The 18,760-nt window shown below is 57.7% G+C and carries 18 protein-coding genes and 1 tRNA gene; 10 read left to right on the top strand and 9 right to left on the bottom strand.

Features of this window, described 5'->3' with window-relative positions; translation table 11 throughout:
* The first annotated feature begins 127 nt into the window (after nucleotides 1-127).
* From VIH17_11150 to VIH17_11175, 6 genes are all read left to right on the top strand, one after another.
* Complete coding sequence (locus VIH17_11150) at nucleotides 128-670, top strand: regulatory protein RecX (protein ID HEY4683788.1); 543 nt, start codon at nucleotides 128-130, stop codon at nucleotides 668-670.
* Entirely contained in the window at nucleotides 667-3,333 is a 2,667-nt protein-coding gene (gene alaS, locus VIH17_11155; GenBank protein ID HEY4683789.1) for an alanine--tRNA ligase, read from the top strand. Before VIH17_11150 ends, alaS begins: the two co-directional genes overlap by 4 nt.
* A gap of 104 nt (nucleotides 3,334-3,437) precedes the next feature.
* Nucleotides 3,438-4,112 (top strand): lytic transglycosylase domain-containing protein, encoded by a 675-nt coding sequence (locus VIH17_11160; protein HEY4683790.1) that lies wholly within the window; start codon nucleotides 3,438-3,440, stop codon nucleotides 4,110-4,112.
* A gap of 179 nt (nucleotides 4,113-4,291) precedes the next feature.
* On the top strand, nucleotides 4,292-5,962 hold the full coding sequence (locus VIH17_11165; GenBank protein HEY4683791.1) for an N-acetylmuramoyl-L-alanine amidase: 1,671 nt from the start codon (nucleotides 4,292-4,294) through the stop codon (nucleotides 5,960-5,962).
* Nucleotides 5,963-6,126: 164 nt separating this feature from the next.
* A complete protein-coding gene (locus VIH17_11170) occupies nucleotides 6,127-7,218 on the top strand; it encodes a DUF6599 family protein (GenBank protein ID HEY4683792.1) in 1,092 nt (363 codons plus the stop codon).
* A gap of 322 nt (nucleotides 7,219-7,540) precedes the next feature.
* Nucleotides 7,541-7,615 (top strand) — tRNA-Thr (locus VIH17_11175).
* 215 nt (nucleotides 7,616-7,830) lie between these two features.
* Here the strand turns inward: VIH17_11175 and VIH17_11180 are convergent.
* Genes VIH17_11180 through VIH17_11205 form a run of 6 tightly spaced genes read right to left on the bottom strand, consistent with a single transcriptional unit; the run spans nucleotide 7,831 to nucleotide 12,142 of the window.
* Nucleotides 7,831-8,031: a hypothetical protein gene (locus VIH17_11180; protein HEY4683793.1), complete on the bottom strand. Its 201-nt coding sequence runs from the start codon at nucleotides 8,029-8,031 to the stop codon at nucleotides 7,831-7,833.
* 6 nt (nucleotides 8,032-8,037) lie between these two features.
* Nucleotides 8,038-8,460 (bottom strand): DUF6677 family protein, encoded by a 423-nt coding sequence (locus VIH17_11185; protein HEY4683794.1) that lies wholly within the window; start codon nucleotides 8,458-8,460, stop codon nucleotides 8,038-8,040.
* Between the two features lie 8 nt (nucleotides 8,461-8,468).
* On the bottom strand, nucleotides 8,469-9,647 hold the full coding sequence (locus tag VIH17_11190) for a M24 family metallopeptidase (protein HEY4683795.1): 1,179 nt from the start codon (nucleotides 9,645-9,647) through the stop codon (nucleotides 8,469-8,471).
* Between the two features lie 5 nt (nucleotides 9,648-9,652).
* A complete protein-coding gene (locus tag VIH17_11195; GenBank protein HEY4683796.1) occupies nucleotides 9,653-11,149 on the bottom strand; it encodes a sodium:solute symporter family protein in 1,497 nt (498 codons plus the stop codon).
* A gap of 3 nt (nucleotides 11,150-11,152) precedes the next feature.
* Nucleotides 11,153-11,449, bottom strand: a complete 297-nt coding sequence (locus VIH17_11200; GenBank protein HEY4683797.1) for a DUF167 domain-containing protein — start codon at nucleotides 11,447-11,449, stop codon at nucleotides 11,153-11,155.
* Nucleotides 11,450-12,142, bottom strand: coding sequence for a YggS family pyridoxal phosphate-dependent enzyme (locus VIH17_11205; protein ID HEY4683798.1), 693 nt, complete (start codon nucleotides 12,140-12,142; stop codon nucleotides 11,450-11,452).
* A gap of 148 nt (nucleotides 12,143-12,290) precedes the next feature.
* Between VIH17_11205 and tmk the strand changes: the two genes are divergently transcribed.
* The 3 genes from tmk (at nucleotide 12,291) to VIH17_11220 (ending at nucleotide 14,663) form a co-directional block, all read left to right on the top strand.
* Nucleotides 12,291-12,962 (top strand): dTMP kinase, encoded by a 672-nt coding sequence (tmk, locus tag VIH17_11210; protein ID HEY4683799.1) that lies wholly within the window; start codon nucleotides 12,291-12,293, stop codon nucleotides 12,960-12,962.
* Entirely contained in the window at nucleotides 12,959-14,023 is a 1,065-nt protein-coding gene (locus tag VIH17_11215) for a DNA polymerase III subunit delta' C-terminal domain-containing protein (GenBank protein ID HEY4683800.1), read from the top strand. The genes tmk and VIH17_11215 overlap by 4 nt, the downstream gene beginning before the upstream one ends.
* A gap of 310 nt (nucleotides 14,024-14,333) precedes the next feature.
* Nucleotides 14,334-14,663 carry an RNA chaperone Hfq gene (locus VIH17_11220; protein HEY4683801.1) on the top strand — a complete coding sequence of 110 codons (330 nt, stop codon included), beginning with the start codon at nucleotides 14,334-14,336 and terminating at the stop codon, nucleotides 14,661-14,663.
* Between the two features lie 167 nt (nucleotides 14,664-14,830).
* Here the strand turns inward: VIH17_11220 and VIH17_11225 are convergent, their stop codons facing one another.
* Nucleotides 14,831-15,283: a PaaI family thioesterase gene (locus tag VIH17_11225; protein ID HEY4683802.1), complete on the bottom strand. Its 453-nt coding sequence runs from the start codon at nucleotides 15,281-15,283 to the stop codon at nucleotides 14,831-14,833.
* A gap of 3 nt (nucleotides 15,284-15,286) precedes the next feature.
* Complete coding sequence (locus tag VIH17_11230) at nucleotides 15,287-16,063, bottom strand: SDR family NAD(P)-dependent oxidoreductase (protein ID HEY4683803.1); 777 nt, start codon at nucleotides 16,061-16,063, stop codon at nucleotides 15,287-15,289.
* Nucleotides 16,064-16,167: 104 nt separating this feature from the next.
* On the opposite strand from VIH17_11230, the gene bshA reads away from it, so the two are divergent.
* On the top strand, nucleotides 16,168-17,292 hold the full coding sequence (gene bshA / locus VIH17_11235; protein ID HEY4683804.1) for an N-acetyl-alpha-D-glucosaminyl L-malate synthase BshA: 1,125 nt from the start codon (nucleotides 16,168-16,170) through the stop codon (nucleotides 17,290-17,292).
* 100 nt (nucleotides 17,293-17,392) lie between these two features.
* Here bshA and VIH17_11240 read toward each other — a convergent pair whose 3' ends face one another.
* Nucleotides 17,393-18,691 (bottom strand): histidine kinase, encoded by a 1,299-nt coding sequence (locus VIH17_11240; GenBank protein ID HEY4683805.1) that lies wholly within the window; start codon nucleotides 18,689-18,691, stop codon nucleotides 17,393-17,395.
* Nucleotides 18,692-18,760: the final 69 nt, after the last annotated feature.

Raw genomic sequence — 18,760 nt, forward strand, 5'->3', positions numbered from 1 at the left:
AGTGTACAAGCCCGCCAATTTCCTCCAGAACAGGCCATTCCACAGCAGCACCGCTCCTTTGACGAGACGGGTTCCGGCCGTTATAGTGCTGGCTTGCCATGCGGGCGACATAGGTGGCGAGAGCGGTATGAGCTTGAGAGGACGAGGGGACCCGAGGCCAGGGAAGAAGCTCAACGAAGAGAAGCTGTACACGTACGGCCTGCGAGCGCTAACGCGCCAGCCGCGATCCACCTTTCAGCTCAAAAAAGCGCTTGAGAAGAGGGCGGAGGAGCCCCGGTTTGTGAGCCGGGTGATTGCCCAGCTCAAGGGTCTCGGCTATTTGGATGACCGGCGCTTTGCCTCGGAGTTTGCCAGCTACCGCTCGCGCGTCAAACACTACGGAAAATTCCGAGTGACCCGTGAGCTGAGATCGAAGGGCTTGTCAGACGAGTACGTCGAAAAGGCCATAGCAGAAGTTTTTGGTGATCAGGATGAAGGGGAGGCGGTACGCGAGCGCATCGCGCGAAAATTGCGAAATGTTCGGCGGCCTTACGATGGAAAGACCATTCGCAGGCTGTACCAAGCTTTGTTGCGAGCCGGATATAGTTCTGACATAATAGGGAGGGAAGTCTATAAGTTAAGCAAAATCAACGTAGAAGACTTGAAGCTTGAGGGTGAAACAAGCGAGTGACCGGCAACAAGATCCGAAGCAAATTTCTTGACTTCTTTGCTCAGCGCGGCCACAAGATAGTCCGAAGTTCTTCCCTGGTTCCCGCCAACGACCCAACTCTCTTATTCACGAACGCCGGGATGAATCAGTTCAAGGACGTCTTTCTGGGCCTCGAACGAAGGGACTACACCCGGGCAGCTTCCTCGCAGAAATGCGTTCGAGCTGGCGGCAAGCACAATGACCTGGACAACGTAGGCAAAACAACGCGGCACCATACTTTTTTTGAGATGCTCGGGAACTTCTCTTTCGGCGACTACTTCAAACGGGACGCCATTGCTTACGCGTGGGAGCTTGTCACCAAGGATTTCGGCATCCCGGAAAACAGGTTATACCCAACTGTTTTTCGCGAGGACGACGAGTCTTACGAAATCTGGCACAAAGGGATCGGAGTTCCGGCGGACCGGATTGGAAAATTCGGCGAAGAGGATAATTTCTGGGCGATGGGTGATACCGGCCCCTGCGGCCCGTGCTCGGAGATCTATTACGATTTTGGTCCTTCGGCAAGCGATGAGGGCCACAAGGCTTGCGCCTTTCCGTGCGAATGCGGCCGGTATGTGGAGTTCTGGAACCTTGTCTTCATGCAATACAACCGCGAGGAGCCAAACCAGATAAGTCCGCTTCCGCGCCCTTCGATTGATACGGGCCTGGGGCTTGAGCGGATGGCAGCGATCGTACAAGGCAAGACCAGCAACTACGAAACCGACTTGCTCCGCCCGTTGATTGAAAAGGCGAGCGAGTTGTCCGGGCGCGAATACGGCGATGCGGAGGGTTCGAACCGCGATGACGTAGCCCTAAGGGTTATCGCCGACCACAGCCGGGCGATTGCCTTTCTGGTTTCTGACGGCGTGCTGCCCTCGAATGAGGGCCGCGGATACGTACTGAGAAAGATCATGCGCCGGGCGGCTGATTTCGGGCGACTCCTGGGACTCACGAAGCCGTTTCTCTTCGAGATGGTTGCCCACGTCGCCGGGATGATGCGGGACCCCTACCCGGAAGTGCATGAAGGGCTACAGCGCATTTCAACGATTGTCAAGGCCGAAGAGCACCGCTACGCGCACACCATTCCGCCAGCGGTCGAGCGATTTCGAAAACAGATGGCCGGAAAGAAGGTTCAAACGGCGATCCTAGACGGCCGGGATATGTTTTTTGCCTATGACACGCTGGGCTTGCGGCCCGACTATCTGCGCGATCTGGCGATGGAGTGGGACTGGCAAGTTACGCCGCAAGCGGAGGCGGAGTTTGAGGAAGCGATGAAGGCGCAGCGAGAGCGCGCGAAGGCTTCCTGGAAAGGGGTAGGCAGGGAGGCGGCAAACCCGGTCTATCAGAAGTTAGCCGAGACGCACCGATCATTCTTTGACGGGTATCACCAAATACATACAAAGGACTGCCGCATCGTCGCTCTCGTGGCGGAGAGAGGATCCGCTGACGAAGTGCCCGCCAGAGCGGAATGTGAGGTGGTGCTGGATCACACACCGTTTTACGCCGAAGCAGGCGGCCAGGTTGGCGACACCGGCGCATTTTGGGACCCGGACTTAACCGAAGAATGGGCTGAAGTGAAATCCACCTATCACCCCCTGGGCGGCATCATCGCTCATCGAGTCCTGACCAGGGTACCCATGAAAGTTGGCGATCACGTGGCGGCGGTGGTACAGGCGGATACACGGATGGCCACGGCCCGGAACCACACGGCAACGCACCTGTTGCACGCGGCGTTGCGTTCGGTGCTGGGTCCCCACGTGAAGCAGTCGGGCTCAGTGGTCGGCCCCGAACGATTGCGGTTCGACTTCAGCCACTATACTGCGGTTGATCCCGAAGAACTCGAAGAGATTGAACGCCTTGTCAACGAACAGATCCAAGCGAACGGCGAGGTGCATACGGAGGTCACCGATCTGGATGCCGCGCTAGCCTCGGGAGCGATCGCTTTCTTCGGGGACAAGTACCCCGAGCAGAATGTTCGAGTGGTGACGGTGCCAAACTTCAGCAAGGAGCTTTGCGGCGGCACACACGTGCGGCGGACGGGCGATATTGGCTTATGCAAGATTACTTCGGAGGGGAGCATTGCGGCAGGCATCCGCCGGGTTGAGGCCATCACCGGGCAACAGGCGCTCGAAGACTACCGGCGAGCCGTCACGGAGCTAAGAGAACTGGCAATGACGCTGAACACTTCCGTCGAAGAACTTCCGCAACAGATTCAAGGCTTGGTGGAAGAGCACAAGAGGCTCAAGAAAAATCAGGACGCTTTGAAGCGCCGGCTGGCACAATCCCAAGTGGATGAGCTGATCGAGCAGGTCAGATTGGTCAAGGACATCAAGGTATTGTCTGTCCGCCTGGAGGAGATGGATCGGCCGGAGATGCGTTCTCTAGCAGACTCGCTGCGGCAGAAGATCGGGTCAGGGGTGATTGTGCTGGGGTCGTCCGCAAACGGCAAAGTTGCCATCGTATCTGCGGTCACAAAGGATTTGGTGTCGCGGCTGCATGCCGGCAAGATCGTGCAGGCAGTGGCCGCGCGGGTGGGTGGCACGGGCGGGGGCCGGCCAGATTTGGCCGAGGCGGGAGGAAAGGACGCAACCGAGCTTGACCAAGCCATAAAAGACGTTTACGGGATAGTTGAGGCGATGCTATAATTTAAGGGCGTCAGGAACGCGCCTCCGGCGGAGAGACGCCTGCTCGTAGTTGCCTTCCCCCAACAAACAATTAGGTGCGTATGCATTTGCGTTTGTTGAGGGTATTGGGTTTAGCTGTTCTGACCACCGTGCTCATGGCGCCTGCCTGGGCGCAGATCGTGGCGGTGGAAGAGAGCGGGAAAGAAGTTTTCATCAACCTGACTCCAGAAGAACTAAAGGCACTCCTGCGATATGACAACTCGCGTGTCATTGCGGTCTCTCCCTTCCCCTCCCTGCGACCTGTTCCTCGATTGCGCTTCTTAGGAGCTGACGTCGAGCAACTGGTGAGCGAAACAGCCAAGAGGTATCAACTCGACCCGGCGCTGGTTCGGGCAATCATTCAGGTCGAATCCAGCGGAAACCCGTGGGCCGTGTCGCAGAAGGGGGCTATCGGGCTCATGCAGGTGATTCCGGAGACGGGCCGAAAACTTGGAGCCAACAACCTGTACGACCCGCAGGAAAACGTGGAGACGGGAGTCAAATATCTGAAATATTTGTTGGATTCGTATCGAGGAAACCTTGCGCTTTCCCTGGCAGCGTATAATGCCGGACCGAAGGCAGTAGAAAAGCATGGTGGCGTGCCCCCGTACCGAGAGACGCAGCAGTACGTGCGGAAGGTAACGGATGTTTACCTTTCGCCGTGGAATAACAGCCGATATTCAACCGCTGCAGCGGAATCAGGCCGCAGGATCTACGTGCACGCGGAGGAGTCCGGACGTACCGTCTATCGGAACGATTGATTCCTTGAGTTGAGGTGCAAGCAAGCGTGGGACTGAGGGCAACCGCGAACCAAACCAGCCTGTTTACGCGGTGCGTCGCCGGGCTACTAGCCTGCGGCATGGCCCCATTGTGCCTCGCATCGGGCCGCACAAAATCCTGGCACAAACCTACTCCGGCCAACGAACCCTATGAGAGGGCAGTGCGGCTGCGTACGGCGCTTGAGGGCAAACCGACGCGCGAGCGGAGCCTTGCCGAATACAAGCACGTCCTCTCAGCCTTTGAGCAGGTGGTGGGTCGGAGTCCGAGGAGTTGGGCGGCGCCGGAGAGCCTGCTCGCCGTGGCTGAGATATACCAAGCCATGGGCCGGGAAATCGACTCCAAGTATTTCGATTCAGCGATCAGCACCTACCGCCGCATCCTGAAGGAATATCCGGCTGTCCGCTACCACGTAGATCTTCTCTATACGATCGGACAGATTCAGAGGAGTGACCTTGGCGATCTGGAGGCGGCACGCCAAACGTTTCAAGAGTTGATCAAGAGATATCCGAGAAGTGGCCGGGCAAGGGCAGCCAAGCAGGTGGTGGCCGATATCGCCGAAGAAGAGAAGATGCTGGCTGAAACGTTCGGGCCCAAGGCGGAACCCTCGAGCAAGCTGCCGCAGGTTGTGAACGTCCGTCACTGGAATGCGCGCAACTATACCCGCGTCGTGATCGATGTGGATGACCAGGTGAAGTATCAAGACGGGCGCATCGCCAATCCCGACAGGATTTTCTTTGATCTCTACAATTCCAGGTTGGCGTCCACACTTGTGGGCAAGAGCTTCGACATCGAGGATGGCCTGCTCAGGAGAATTCGGATTGCCCATAACCAGATCGGAGTGGTCCGGGTGGTTTTGGAAGTCAACCACGCGGAAAATTATTCCGTGTTTTCTTTGCCGAACCCGTTCCGGCTGGTAGTGGACATCTATGGAAAAGGAGAAACGGCACGAGCAGCGATGGCACGGAAATCGTCGCCCAAGGCTGCCGAGCAGCCGAGCAGCACGGCAGGCTCCCGGAAAGCAACCGAGACGGCCAAGTTGCCTGAGCCGGTTAAGCCAGCCGCGCCCAACGCGGATGGAAATCGCTCGCTGACCAGGACGCTCGGTTTGAAGATTGGCCGCATCGTGATCGACCCTGGTCACGGAGGACACGACACGGGCACGGTCGGGCCCACCGGTTTGATGGAAAAAGATCTAGTGTTGGATGTTAGCCGGCGACTGGGCAAGCTTCTCGAAAAGAAATCGGCAGTCGAGGTTGTCCTGACGCGGGAAGAGGATACGTTTGTGCCGCTCGAAAATCGCACTGCCGTTGCCAATCAAAGCCAGGCTGACCTATTTGTGTCGCTCCACGCCAATTCCAGCCCCGATCAGGACGCCCGAGGAGTGGAGACGTACTACTTGAACTTCACCGATTCCAAGGATGCGCTCGAGGTCGCGGCGCGAGAGAATGCCGTATCACAAAAGTCCATCTATGAGCTTCAGGACCTGGTGAAGAGGATTGCAGTGAACGAGAAACGGGAGGAGTCCAAGGAACTGGCGAAAGACCTCCAGACTGCGACGTTTAGCAACCTGGCCAAATCGAATCGCCGTCTGCGAAATCGGGGTGTCAAGCAGGCGCCGTTTGTGGTCCTGATCGGCGCGAATATGCCCTCCGTGCTGAGCGAGATTTCCTTTCTCAGCAATCCCCATGACGAGAAGCTCCTCAAAGAGCCGAGCTACCGGCAAAAGGTGGCGGCGGCCCTCTATGCCGGACTCGCCAAATACCTAGGCAGCCTCAACAGTCAAAACGGAAACCGTCAGTTTCCGGCGGTGGCCCGGTCGTCCACCCAATAGTTGCCGAAAAGCCCTTCTCGGAGGCGACTTACGGCCAACCAATATCCGCTTGGCTCGTTCGGAGTTAAAGAGACCTGGAACCATAAGCGGGTCTCCAACCGCCGAGGGCTGGGCAAGACGGCCAGAAGAGACTAAAATCAGAGTACGCTGGAGGATTCTGTCCCTTGAGTTCAAAGGCATTGTTGCTAAAGACCGTGCTTGTCCTGCTGGTGTTGTCGGGGGTCAAAACGGCCCGGGCGACGGATGTCTTGCCGACGCAATTCGGGGCGTGGTCCGCGCGCGATTCAAAGAGATTCCCGACGGGAACCACCGTTACGCGGGAAAGGACAATCCTTGCTGAATACGGCGCGACGGGGACCGAACAGAAGACCTACGGCAGGGCAGGACAGACACTCGCGGTTACCCTTACGCACTTCAAGGATCCCTCAGGGGCATTCGGGGCTTTCACGTACTTTCGCGGGCCGCGAGCAGCACCGGCGGGGATCGGAGACCACTCTGCCGCCGAGGGCGGTCGCATCCTTTTCCTTGTCGGAAACCTCCTGATCGAAGTCCGAGGATTGCCGGCAGAGGTTCGCGAACTGCCTCCCCTGGCGGAGTCGCTCAGAAGGTTGGCTGACCGGAGACCCTTCCCCCAACTCCATAACCGCTTGCCCGAAAAGGGACTGGAAAGTGGTTCGGAATGCTACCTGCTCGGGCCAATGGCGCTCGGCCGCTTTGTATCGCTCGGGGCCGGCGATTGGATTGGGTTTGAAATGGGAGCCGAAGCCGAGGTGGCCGAATATCGCAGAGCCAGCGACCACGCTACGCTTCTAATAATCGAGTATCCGACGCCGCAGATCGCCCACAACAAGCTGGCAGAAATTTCACGCTGGTTCCGAGTGAATCCAAAGGAGGGGGTAGGTAAGGGCGTTCTGCTCTATGCGAAGCGCAACGGTTCCCTTCTCGGCCTGGTCACGGAATCAAGTTCTGCCGCGTACGCCCAAGAGTTGCTCGACGCTATCCGGTACGAAGTCAAGGTAACCTGGAGCGAGCGCAAGACCAAGCTCCAAGAGCCGTCGATCACCGAACTGATCTATTCCATCTTCGTCTTGACTGGGATTATTCTGCTGATGACGCTGGGGGTGGGCCTAGGATTTGGAGGTTTCCGTCTCGTGGTGAAGCATTTCTTCCCACGGCGGCTTTTTGACCGACCGGAGCACATGGAAATCATCCAGTTGGGACTGTCCAGGAAGACAGAAAGCCTTTATGATGAGTAGGATAGCGTGGTCTGGTGGGCAGGACAGTTTGGGGCCGAATGGAGACGGCGGGAGGGCGAAAGCCGGGACATGTCTGTAAGTTGTAGAAAACCGGGTAATTAAAACTGTGAAAATTGGGAGTTTCAGCTTGACTTAGTCAAAGCGGCTCGCCTAGACTTTTAGGTGAGGAAGGGTTCTGGCGGTTTCGCGCATTGCCACCAGAGCTACTCTCCCCTCAGCTCACCAATTCACGTTGGTGAGCTTTTACTTTTTGGCCCCAGAATGCGTCTGTTGCCCCGCGTTGACACTTTCTCAGGGCGGATGCTATAAATCCTTCAAGCGGGCCGAGGTAGCTCAATGGCAGAGCAGCGGTTTCGTAAACCGCAGGTTGTCGGTTCGAGCCCGACCCTCGGCTCCAGCTTTCCCTAGAAATCACCTGCCGGTTCTTTTTTGACTCTCACCGGGATCGGACTGAACCTCCCACGGGTCCAGGACATTCGAAGGCCTACGCTTAGACCCCCGAGGCCGGAATCCCCACTCTCCCACGACCCTCAGATGCCAACTGCCGGATCCCAGAGGAGGATGCGAAGATCGGGCACCGCAGAAGGGCTGGAGGTCACCAAGCTAAAACGACTAGCGAGGGAAGAAGAAGGCGATCCAAGCAACCAGGATGGCAATGGCAATGAAAGCCACGAAGGACCAGAACGCATAACGGATGCGATCCGATCCCTTGGATTTTGTTAGCAAGGCAAAGGCCACGGAAATAAACAGGGCGAAGAGAACCATCGCCTGAAGGTGGGTGACGTAGGCAAGCCAGGTATCCGCGAGGGCCATCAAATTCTAAGCCTTTCTCTTGCGTGCGATATCAAAGGCATCCAGCACGCAAAGCAGGTTCAAGAGGCCGGCGCCGGCGATGAACCGAGTGCCGTAGTCGCCGGTGGCACGAGAAATGTCACCTGCTCCATAACCGAGAAAGCCAGCGCCCAAGTAAAACATTCCGGTTCCCAGATCAGCGAGGAAGCCGCCCAGGTCAAAGATGTCATGAAAAGAAGGGGGGAAGATCTGACCCTTCATAGCCATGCCGCCAAGAGCCATGACAGCGACAGAGGTGAAGAAAACCAGCGCTCGAACCCATCGCCGAACCAGGACGTGCCCCAGGCCGGGCACGAGCCAACCGGCCACGAGCGCGAAGAATGCAAGGGTCAGATTTTCCGGGGCCTCAGTCCGGGCCTTACCGCGGCGCTTCACTGAAGGTTCCGCCATTCTCCTCCTTACAGGGCCAGTATGGGAACAGGTTGCTGCTGAACTGTCCCCGTGACGCGAGCAGCCGAAGCGTCAACATAGACATCCACTTCACTGCGGATGCCGAATTCAGGCAAGTAGATGCCAGGTTCGATGGAAAAGCACGTCCCGGGCAGGATGCGCCGGGTGTCGTGGGTTTCAAAGTTGTCCATGTTTGCACCATTGCCGTGAACATCGCGACCGATGGAGTGGCCCGTACGATGAGTAAAGTACTTGCCAAAGCCCTTTCGGCGGATGTGGCGGCGGCATACATCATCCACTTGCCAGCCGGCGATGGGGCGGCCTCGAGAAACAGACTCTTGCACGAAGTCCACCGCCCGATCGCGCGCTTCTCTGACGATTTCGAAGATCTGACGGTGACGGGGAGTTGTCTCGCGTCCTACGAATCCGGTCCAGGTAATGTCGTAGTAAACAGCATGAGGGAGCTTCTGCTTCGCCCAGATGTCCAGCAGGACAAAATCGTTGCGGCGAATGGGCAGGTGGAGTCGAGCGGTCGGCTGGTAGTGAGGGTTGCTGCTGTTTCGGTTGACCGCAACAATGGGCGGGTCGTCCGTCTCCAGATTCGATTTGTGAAAACGGTCAAGAATCCATTGCTGAAGCTCGAATTCATTTAGTTCCCTGCCCTGGCCCAGAGCGAAGGCTATCTCCTTGAACGCATCCGCCATGATGCCATCGACGATAACTCCGGCAGCAAGATGAGAATCGAGCTGCTGAGGCGTCCAACGGGCCTCAAAGAGTTGGACTAGATCGGCTGAACTGACAACCTTTTTGCGAAAGCTGCGGACAAGCTCCAGGGTGCCAGCGTCCACCAGGGAGACGACCGGGATGGCGTTGTTGGGGGAGTACTGCATGGCAACGGTTTTTGCGCGACCGAGGATGCCGCGAAGGCGGCCCGCCAGCTCGGGCCATGCCGAATATTCGGCCTTTTTCCCGGGGAGCGAATCGAGCATCCCTGATTCGATACGGTGAACCAGCTTCTTCGGTTGCCCTCTGGCAGGGATGAAGTAGAACCAACGTCGAGTGGCCAGATTTTCGGCCAGCCCCAAGATGCGATAGGCGATGGGATCCCGATGATGGTGGTCGCAAAAGAGCCAGCCATCGAGATGGGCCTGGCGGAGTTCCTTTTGGATATTCCCGATCTCCGGCATGGGCATCATTTGTCGCCAGCAGCGGCGGCTGCTTCACCAAAGAAGGGTCTCAGTTGGGATTCCACCGGGCGCGGGCTGAGAAGACTCACTATGACCAAAGCAGCGAGCGAGACCGGAAGCGCCGGAATGATGGGTTCAAGCTGGGTGGCCAAAAGGCAAAGCTTCTGCATCCCCGGCGAGGAAACCAAACCCGCAAGGAAACCGGAAGCCACTTGACCTTCTGAAAGGAGGCGCCGGCTCAGGAAATCCCAAATGAGACAAATTACGGTGCCAGAGGTAATGGAGGCAAGCGCACCCGAAGTGGTTGCTCGCTTCCAAAAGAAGACCGCAAGGATGACCGGCGTGACCCCGGCACCGTAAATGGAATAGGCCAGAAAGGCTGACTTCAGGACCGATGGCCGGTAACCCAGGCTCAGCGCGACCAACCCGAGAGCAATCACTGTCAGGCGCGAAACGATAAGTATCTCCCGGTCGGAGGCTGCCGGACGAACGAAGCGGTGATAGACATCGTGGATGATGTTGCTTGCCGGGGAAAACAGGTAATTGTTGCCAGTGGAGATGACCTTGGCAAAGATAGCCGCCAAGAGGATGGCCCCGACCAAAGAAGGCACGCCGAAGCGAGCGGCGTGGGGGATGGTCGTCCAAGCTTCAATGGTGCGGTACATGCTGCTGCCGACGACAGCGAGGAGCACGATAACCGTCTCCAGGACGACCGTTCCGATGATCCACCCCACAACCGAGATACGGGCGTCGCGCTCGGAGCGCGCGGAGAAAAACTTCTGGTAGGTATTCTGGTTGCCCAACATCAGGGTGAACGTGGGCAAGAAGAAGCCGATAGCCTGCAAGTAGGAAAGATGCCCGAAAACCTCAAAATGATCGGCGGGCAAGTGACTGCGGACGTTTTCCCAGCCGCCGGCAGTGTGGATGAGAAAGGGCAGCGCCAGGATCGTTCCGAAGGTGGCCAGGAATCCAATGAGCAGATCCACATAGGCTACCGAAGACATTCCAGCCAGCGCGGTAAAGGCAATCACAAAACCGGCAACGATGATCATCCCGGTTTCGATCGGGATACCGAAGGTGAGATGGAGGACGTTGCCGCCACCCTTGAACTGGTAGCTAGTGATCACCGTAAATGAGATGACGATGGCGATGGTGCCCAGGACGCGGGCGAGCGGGTGGTAGCGGGTCTCAAGGAGTTCGGGGACGGTAAATTGGGAGAATTTCCGGGCGCGGCCGGCAACGAAGTAGATGATCAGCAAGCCTGCCCATCCTCCCGCTGGCATCCACAGGGAGGCAAGGCCGTTTTGATAGGCGTTTTCGGCGCCGCCAAAGAGGCTGCCCGAACCGATCCACGAACAAAGGAGCGTGGCCACCAGCACCGTGGCGGAAAGCTGGCGACCGGCGACCATGAAATCGGATTGCGTCCTAAGGAGACGGCTCCGCTCAATAGCCACGACGAGCAGGGCTATCACGGTAATGGATAGAGTAACGGTGTAGAGCACGCGTTAGGCGCAGACTTCAAGCAACGCCCGAACTTGCTCAGGCGTCACCCCGCTGATCTCGACGAGCTTGATGGACGTCCGTTCGCCGGCCAGTATCTTAACGGATTGAAGCGGGACTTTCAAACACCGGGCAAGAAATTTGCAACAGGCGGCATTGGCCCTCCCTTCGACGGGCGGAGCACTGAGTCGAAGCTTGACCATGCCGTTCCACTCCCCGACAACTTTATCGCGGGATGCGCGGGGCCGGATCTTAACCTGAAACCGAACCGAGCGAGGAAGCGAAGAAAGTTTGAGAGACATCTACTTGGGCCTTTGACCGAAGATGGCAGTACCGAGGCGAACCATGGTGGCGCCCTCCTCGATGGCGATGTCGAAGTCATGGCTCATGCCCATGGAAAGCTGTAGCATGGCGACACCGGGGAAATTGGCCGCGGCGACGCTTGCTGCCAACTCCCGCAGCTTCCGGAAGTAGGGGCGAACCTCCTCCGGATTCCGGCAATAGGGCGGCAGGGTCATCAAGCCTCGCACGGAGAGACGCGAAAGTTTGGAAAGTTGCTCGAGTAGGGGAAAAAGCGCGGCTGTCTCAATGCCTGATTTCGTTTCCTCACCGCCCAGGTGCACCTCAACAAGGACCGGCAGGAGGCGACCCTCGGGCAGGGCGGCATGGAGTTTCTCGGCTGCGTGAATGCTGTCCAAGGAATCCACTGCCTGGAAAAGGGCTGCGGCCCTCTTCGCCTTGTTGGACTGGAGATGCCCGACCAGATGCCAAGTTACCGCCAGATCACTGAGCTGGGGAATCTTGGCTGCTGCTTCCTGCACGCGATTTTCGCCGAAGTGACGCACGCCACAAAGATAGGCCTCGCGAATTTGGTCGATCGTAACTGTTTTGGTGATGGCCACCAGGGTTATGGAATCAGCCAATCGGCCCGAACGGGCAGCAGCACGGGCCATGCGCTCGCGCACGCGGGAGAGGTTGGCAATGAGTTCAGACATGCTCACCGGGGCGGGCCGGAAATTGGATTCTAGCACGAGCGTGGGGGACGCTTGTCCGGGTCTGGAGTGGACGGAACCTTTTGCTCGTGGCATCCGGTTGCAGACCCCGGAGGGGCCGAGTATGATAGCGGGCCAAAGCCCCACCCAAATGTCTTTGAAACGCGGAAAGTTCATCACCTTTGAAGGAATTGACGGCAGCGGTAAAACCACCCAAATGGGGTTGGTGGCGGATTGGCTGGGACAAAAGCGGGTTCCCTATGTAATCACAAGAGAGCCTGGCGGGACACCCGTGGGTGAACAAATCCGGGCTGTCTTGTTACGGCCCTCACAGACCGGGATGAATGCCTATAGCGAGCTACTGCTCATGTTTGCTTCGCGCGTAGACAACCTCGAGCGAGTTATCCGACCGGCACTTACCGAGGGCAAAGTGGTCTTGTGCGATCGGTTCACCGACGCATCAGTGGCCTACCAGGGATACGGGCGCGGCATTCCGGTGCCATTCATCGAGACGATTCATCGCCGAGTATGCGGGAACCAACAGCCCGACCTGACCTTGATCATCGATATTCATCCGAAGACGAGTGTGAGACGAGCAAGAGAGCGAGAGGATCGCGCCGAAGTGAAAGAGAGCCGTTTCGAACAAGAGACAGAAGCTTTTTATCGGCGAGTACGCCGCGGTTACCGCACGCTGGCCAGCAAGTATCCGTCAAGAATCAAGCTGGTGCCCGGCGAAGGGACGATCGAGGAAATTCATCAGCAGATTGTGCCGTTCGTGGAAGCACTCCTGGGCCCCAAGTTGCACAAAAGGTCGGTGTTGTGAAGATCTGTGAGATTGCTGGCAATGCAAGCGTCAAGTCGGCGCTGATGCGGCTGGTGGAGCGATCGAAGATTCCACCGGCCATGCTTTTCAGCGGGCCGCGGGGCGTGGGGAAGTTCACGCTAGCCATGGCGTTTGTGCAGGCAGCCAATTGTCAAGCAAGGCAGGCGGACAGTTGCGGTGAATGCTCGTCGTGCAGAACTCTTGAGGGAGCCCCGCCACTCGCCGAGCTGGCAGCAAAAGCTCGTATGAGCCGGGGGAGAAGCGACCCGGAGGAAATTCCGCTGATTGTGCAGCCGCATCCTGACGTGTGGGTCTTGCTGCCCGATCCCAATTTCATCCGTGCCGCCCAAATGCGCGAAGTGAGACGCACGGCCTATTTTCGCCCCTCGGTTGGGGGGAGGCGTTTTTTCATCTTCGACGAAGCAGAGAAACTCAGAAGGGATTACAGCGACCTGCTCCTAAAAGTCCTCGAAGAACCGCCGGAGAGCGCCACGCTGATACTGGTCACGACTCGACCGAACAAGTTACCGGACACGGTGCGTTCACGATGCGTGGGATTTCGGCTTTCGCCGCTACGAAGCGAGGAGATCCAAGACTATCTGGCAAGAAACACAAAACGGAAGGCGGCCGACCGCGAGATATTGGCTCACCTCTCCGCGGGAAGTCTCGGAACCGCCCTGACGCTTGACTTAGAAGAATCCAGGCGGCTACGCCGACAACTGTTTGGGTATCTCCAGCTTGCTTTGGAAAGGGGTCCGTACAGCAGCCTGTTTGAAATCACTGATAACCTTTTGAAGGGGGAGCAAGAACCGTTTGAAAATCTGCTCGGAATGCTCTATAGTTTGGTCAACGATCTGTTACACCTCAAGTTGGGGCGGTCAGAGGCATGCCTGCGGAATCTAGACTTAGGGGCCGAGTTGGAGCGGTTTGCTGCAAAGATTGATCTCGCCTGGATCGAGCGTGCCGTCAAACGCTTGGATGAGATAGATCGCTGGCTGCGGCGGAACGTTAATCGGCGCTTGGCGCTCGAGGCCGCCAGCACTACGCTAGCCGGGCGCTGAGAAAGGCGCGAATTCGCGATGGCAGGAGTCCTACCAATCCCAGGGGTACGCAGTTGTTGGTTGGCCCCGCGTAGGCGCGGCCAGTTCAACCCCGCCTCCCAAAGGTTGGGGGTCGCCGCCGCGCATTTTCAAGCAGCTTGCTAGGCTGGGAATTGCCGGCAAGCAGGAGAGCACCAGGGCGGTTCGGACGCGGAAGCTCAGGAGGCGGATAAACGCATCCAATCCCAAGGCAGAGGCCGATCCGCCGTCAGAAAGTGTGAGGTATGAAACGATGGTCAATCGAAGATTCACGCGGCCACCGCGGCCACCAATGATGGAACCGAAAGGGCCGCTTGGGCCCCGTTACATGGGAGAGCGCGGGGAGCCACGGAGGAAACCGGCTCCACCGGAGCAGACTAACGCGGAGAACTTTTACTATGTCAAGCAGATGCAGGCACGGACGCCGATGGTCATCGTGCTCGCCGACGGTGAGACGATTCGCGGCGTAATCGAATGGTATGACAAGAACTGCATCAAAGTGAATCGCACGGGCGAGCCCAATCTGCTGCTCTACAAATCGAATATCAAGTACCTTTACAAAGAAGGGGAAGGCCGCGGCGAACACGAAGAAGCAGATTCAGAAGCGCAACCAACGCTGTAGCGAACCAGCAGGGTGGTCAAAGAACCCCTCGCGTAGTCACGGAGCTTTGGCAAAACGGGCGGAAGGGGCCCCGCTGAGGCGGGGGCAACCAACCATGGCGTGCAGTCCCGAATCTTCCTGTCCCGATCTGTCGGGGGGTGCGGCTTTTTCAGCAGCCAGCCAGGGTATTACCGGGGCGGCGAAAACGAATAGGTCATAAGACTTTTTGCCAGAAGCCGGCCCTTCAGGTCCTTGACGTCAGCCTCGCCGACGGCGAGGCTTTTTCCTTTGCGGACAATCCATGCCACCACGCGGATACGACCGGCGTGAACGCGCTCAAGAAAATTGATTTTCATCTCGACGGTGGCCATACGAGTGCGACGCGGAAGCATGGGAATCAGGGCCAGGGCGGCGGTAGTGTCCGCGACGGTGGCAATGATGCCGCCGTGCAAGAACCCTTGCATGTGAAGAAATCGCGGCTGAACGCCCAATTCCACGATGGCGCGGCCAGGCTCAACGCGGATGACGCTCAGGCCCAAGAAGCGCAAAATGCCCACACGGCCTAGAACTCGCTCGAGAACCCGGCGCTGCTGTCGTGTCCAGATCTTTTTGACAGAAACTCTCGCTCGACGTTTCGCCATGGTTTAATAGGCAGTGACACCGCCGTCCAGGGGAATGGCTGCGCCGGTCAGCCAAGCGGCTTCATCCGACGCCAAGTAGCCAACCAAGGCGGCTACTTCTTCGGGGGATCCCATCCGGCCCAACGGTATCTGAGCCAGCCGAGATTGCAGGGCTACAGTTGGGTCAGGAGCCGCGCCCAGGATTCCTTCCATCATTTCTGTCAGCACGGCGCCGGGACAAACGCAGTTGACGCGAATGTTGTCAGGGGCGAGATCAAGGGCCATGGCCTTGCTCAAAAGGTGCACGCCACCCTTGGATGCACAATAGGCGGCGCGTTCCTTCATCCCAACGATACTGAGAATCGAACCAAGGTTGATAAGGGATCCACCGCCTGATCGCCTCAGGAGCGGGATGGCTGCCCGGGAGACGAGATAAGTACCCTTTAGGTTGACGCCCAGCACGCGATCCCAGTCTTGCTCGGTGGTTCGTTCTACGTCAGCAACAAGATGAACACCGGCGTTGTTGACCACGATATCCAGCCTGCCAAAGGATCGCTCCAATTCCACAAAAAGCCTGGCCACGTCTTTCGACGAGGAAACATCGGCCGGAATCGCCTTACCTTGTCCGCCGCGGGCGGTTATCTGCTGGACAGTCTGCAGCAACGGACCGGGTTGCCGGCCAGCCGCAACCACTTTGGCACCATCCCCGGCCAAGCGCAAAGCACAGGCCCGGCCAATTCCCCGGCCAGCACCGGTAACCAGAGCAACCTTCCCGCCCAACCCCATTGCAATCCTGTTCACCGAGGGCGCATCCAATGGAGAAAGCGTGCGAATGTACCACCAAGAAGCTGGCCCGGCAAGGCAGCTTGTAAGCCGGGTAGAGGGTTGGTAGAGTGGAGAGGATCATGAGAATTGGCATAACCTGCTATCCGACCTACGGTGGCAGCGGAGTGGTGGCCGCCGAACTGGGCATGGAACTAGCAGCGCGCGGCCATGAAATCCACTTTATCAGTTACGCGCTGCCGATTCGGTTGACCGGGGGAAGGGAGTTGATTCATTTCCATGAAGTGGAAATGACGACGTATCCGCTGTTTGAGCATCCACCCTATGCGCTCGCGCTTGCCGTAAAAATGGCAGAGGTGGCGGCCGGGGCAAATTTAGATCTGCTGCACGTCCATTACGCCATCCCCCACTCGGTGAGCGCGCTATTGGCACGGGCGATGTTGCAGCCACGCAAGCTGCCGTTCATCACCACGTTGCATGGGACGGACATCACGCTGGTGGGCAGCGATCGCTCCTACTTGCCCATCACCCGCTTCGCCATCGAACAAAGCGATGGAGTCACTGCCATTTCTCCCTACCTGCGCGAAGTCACGCGGAAAGAATTCGACATCAAGCGACCGATCGAAGTGATCGCGAATTTCGTAAATTGCGAGAGTTACAAACGAAGCGAAGATGTGAAAGCCCGCAGCGAGTACGCGCCGCAGGGCGAAAAGATCGTTATGCACCTGTCGAATTTCCGGCCGGTTAAGCGAGTCAGCGACGTGATTGAGATTTTTACGCAGATTCGCCGGAAGTTGCCCGCCAGGCTGGTGATGATCGGCGATGGCCCGGACCGTGGGACGGCGGAGTGGCTGGCGAAGAAAAACTCTGTTGCGAGCGACGTAATTTTCCTCGGCAAGCAAGAAACGGTAACGGACAAACTGGGTGTAGCAGACCTTTTTTTGCTTCCGAGCGACCAGGAGTCGTTCGGCCTGGCAGCGCTTGAGGCGATGGCGTGCGAGGTTCCCGTGATAGCCACCAACGTAGGGGGAGTCCCGGATGTGGTGACCGACGGGGTGGATGGTTATCTGGTGGAGCCCCGGGACGTTGCCGGTGCAGCCAGGCGTGCCTTGGAAATTCTATCGGACGAGGAACGGCGTCGCGAGATGGGTCGGCTCGCCCGCAAAAACGCGCAGGCCAAGTACTGTTCCACCAAGATTATTCCCCAATATGAAGAATACTATGGCAAGGTCTTGGAAATAGCCTAGTGCCTCTCCCATTTGAGGGAGCTGAGAGGGTGGAAGGAAAGAGCTCCCAGGCAACGTCGGCGCAAGGTAGGACTCTTCGTGGCAGACAGTTGGAACAAGACTAGCTCCGCGATGTGGTGATGAGTTCGGGAACCTCAATGCGGACGGAAACCCCTTCGCCGAGCTTGCTGTTGATCTGCAAGACGAAGTCTTCCCCATAGAGGACTCGCAAGCGTTCCATGACGTTGCTGATGCCAATCCCAGTGTGGTAAATCTGAGAAATCCGATCTTCCGAAATTCCAATCCCATTATCCCGCACCTCGATAACGACGCGGCCATTCAGCCGGGCGGTACGGATGTGAATGACGCCGCCCTCGAGGCGCGGGCTGAGGCCGTGCTTGATGGAATTCTCCACGATGGGTTGAAGAAGCATGCTCGGTATGATGGCGTCGAGGGTCTGCTCGTCCACCTCTTTGACAATGTGAAGTTTGTCGTGGCCGAAGCGCACGACCTCGATGTCCAGATAGTCGTCAATGAAGGCAAGTTCGTCGCGGAGCGGCACGAAGTTATCTTGTTTTTTGAGGAGCTGCCGGAGAATATTTGACAGCTTGATGAGGACGACACGGGCCGTGTCCGGCTCAAAACGAATCAACGAGGCAACTGTGTTCAGAGTGTTGAAAAGGAAATGAGGATTGATCTGGCTGGAGAGGGCGTCCATGCGGGCCTTCAAAAGGAGGCGCTCCCGCTCTTCCAGCTTCATTTCAATGCGGGTGTTGTTCCAGATCTTGATGGGCAAGGCGACGGCGGCAATGGTCGAAAGAAACAAGATAACGAGCAGTTCTTGGCGGTGAACGTCCAAATAGAATATCGAGTGTGGATACATCCGGCCCAGCGCCAATCGGGCCAGATCAAGTGAAACACACGCAGCCAGGGGAAGCATCTGCCAATCACCTCGCCGCTCGCGGAAAAGCCTCCGCAGCCATCGAGGGAACCCAATGTAAATGAAGGGACCAAAGCCCCAAACCTCATCTTTGTTGGGAAAGATGTCTCGGATGAGTCCGCCGAGCAAGCCGGCCAGGACGCACAAGGCCACCAGGAACCACTCATTGCGAAAGAACGCCGGGAAGGTGATTAGCAGAGCTGCTGCGACGCCCGCGAAGCGACCGCCGAGCAAACCCAAAAGGAGAGAACCTTCGAGGGCGAGGTCAGCAAAAGCGTATCCGACCAATACACGCGTCAAGACACCCAGAGTCAAAGGCGCACCTAGAAATAACACCAGCTTCAACTTTTGGGTAAGGGGGCGCTCCGCCTGGAAGAGGAGGCGCTTGAACAAGCCGGAACGGACGAGCAAGGCGGCAAGCGAGCCGGTTACGCCGACCTTCAAAAGGAGAATGAAAATGAAATCCTTTGAGCCGAGCAAGCGCCCTTCCGTTTCCGAAACCGGAGACAAAGCTAGCGAATCCGCAGCCCTTTGTAAAGTAGCTGCTCT

The sequence above is a fragment of the Candidatus Acidiferrales bacterium genome, assembly GCA_036514995.1.
Lineage (GTDB): Bacteria > Acidobacteriota > Terriglobia > Acidiferrales > DATBWB01 > DATBWB01.

Excerpts from the sequence above, each read along its gene's own strand:
- VIH17_11150 (HEY4683788.1), top strand. The coding sequence starts at position 128 with ATGAGCTTGAGAGGACGAGGGGACCCGAGGCCAGGGAAGAAGCTCAAC.
- VIH17_11180 (HEY4683793.1), bottom strand. The coding sequence starts at position 8,031 with ATGGCCCTCGCGGATACCTGGCTTGCCTACGTCACCCACCTTCAGGCG.
- VIH17_11185 (HEY4683794.1), bottom strand. The coding sequence starts at position 8,460 with ATGGCGGAACCTTCAGTGAAGCGCCGCGGTAAGGCCCGGACTGAGGCC.
- VIH17_11190 (HEY4683795.1), bottom strand. The coding sequence starts at position 9,647 with ATGCCGGAGATCGGGAATATCCAAAAGGAACTCCGCCAGGCCCATCTC.
- VIH17_11200 (HEY4683797.1), bottom strand. The coding sequence starts at position 11,449 with ATGTCTCTCAAACTTTCTTCGCTTCCTCGCTCGGTTCGGTTTCAGGTT.
- VIH17_11205 (HEY4683798.1), bottom strand. The coding sequence starts at position 12,142 with ATGTCTGAACTCATTGCCAACCTCTCCCGCGTGCGCGAGCGCATGGCC.
- tmk (HEY4683799.1), top strand. The coding sequence starts at position 12,291 with ATGTCTTTGAAACGCGGAAAGTTCATCACCTTTGAAGGAATTGACGGC.
- VIH17_11220 (HEY4683801.1), top strand. The coding sequence starts at position 14,334 with ATGATGGAACCGAAAGGGCCGCTTGGGCCCCGTTACATGGGAGAGCGC.
- VIH17_11225 (HEY4683802.1), bottom strand. The coding sequence starts at position 15,283 with ATGGCGAAACGTCGAGCGAGAGTTTCTGTCAAAAAGATCTGGACACGA.
- bshA (HEY4683804.1), top strand. The coding sequence starts at position 16,168 with ATGAGAATTGGCATAACCTGCTATCCGACCTACGGTGGCAGCGGAGTG.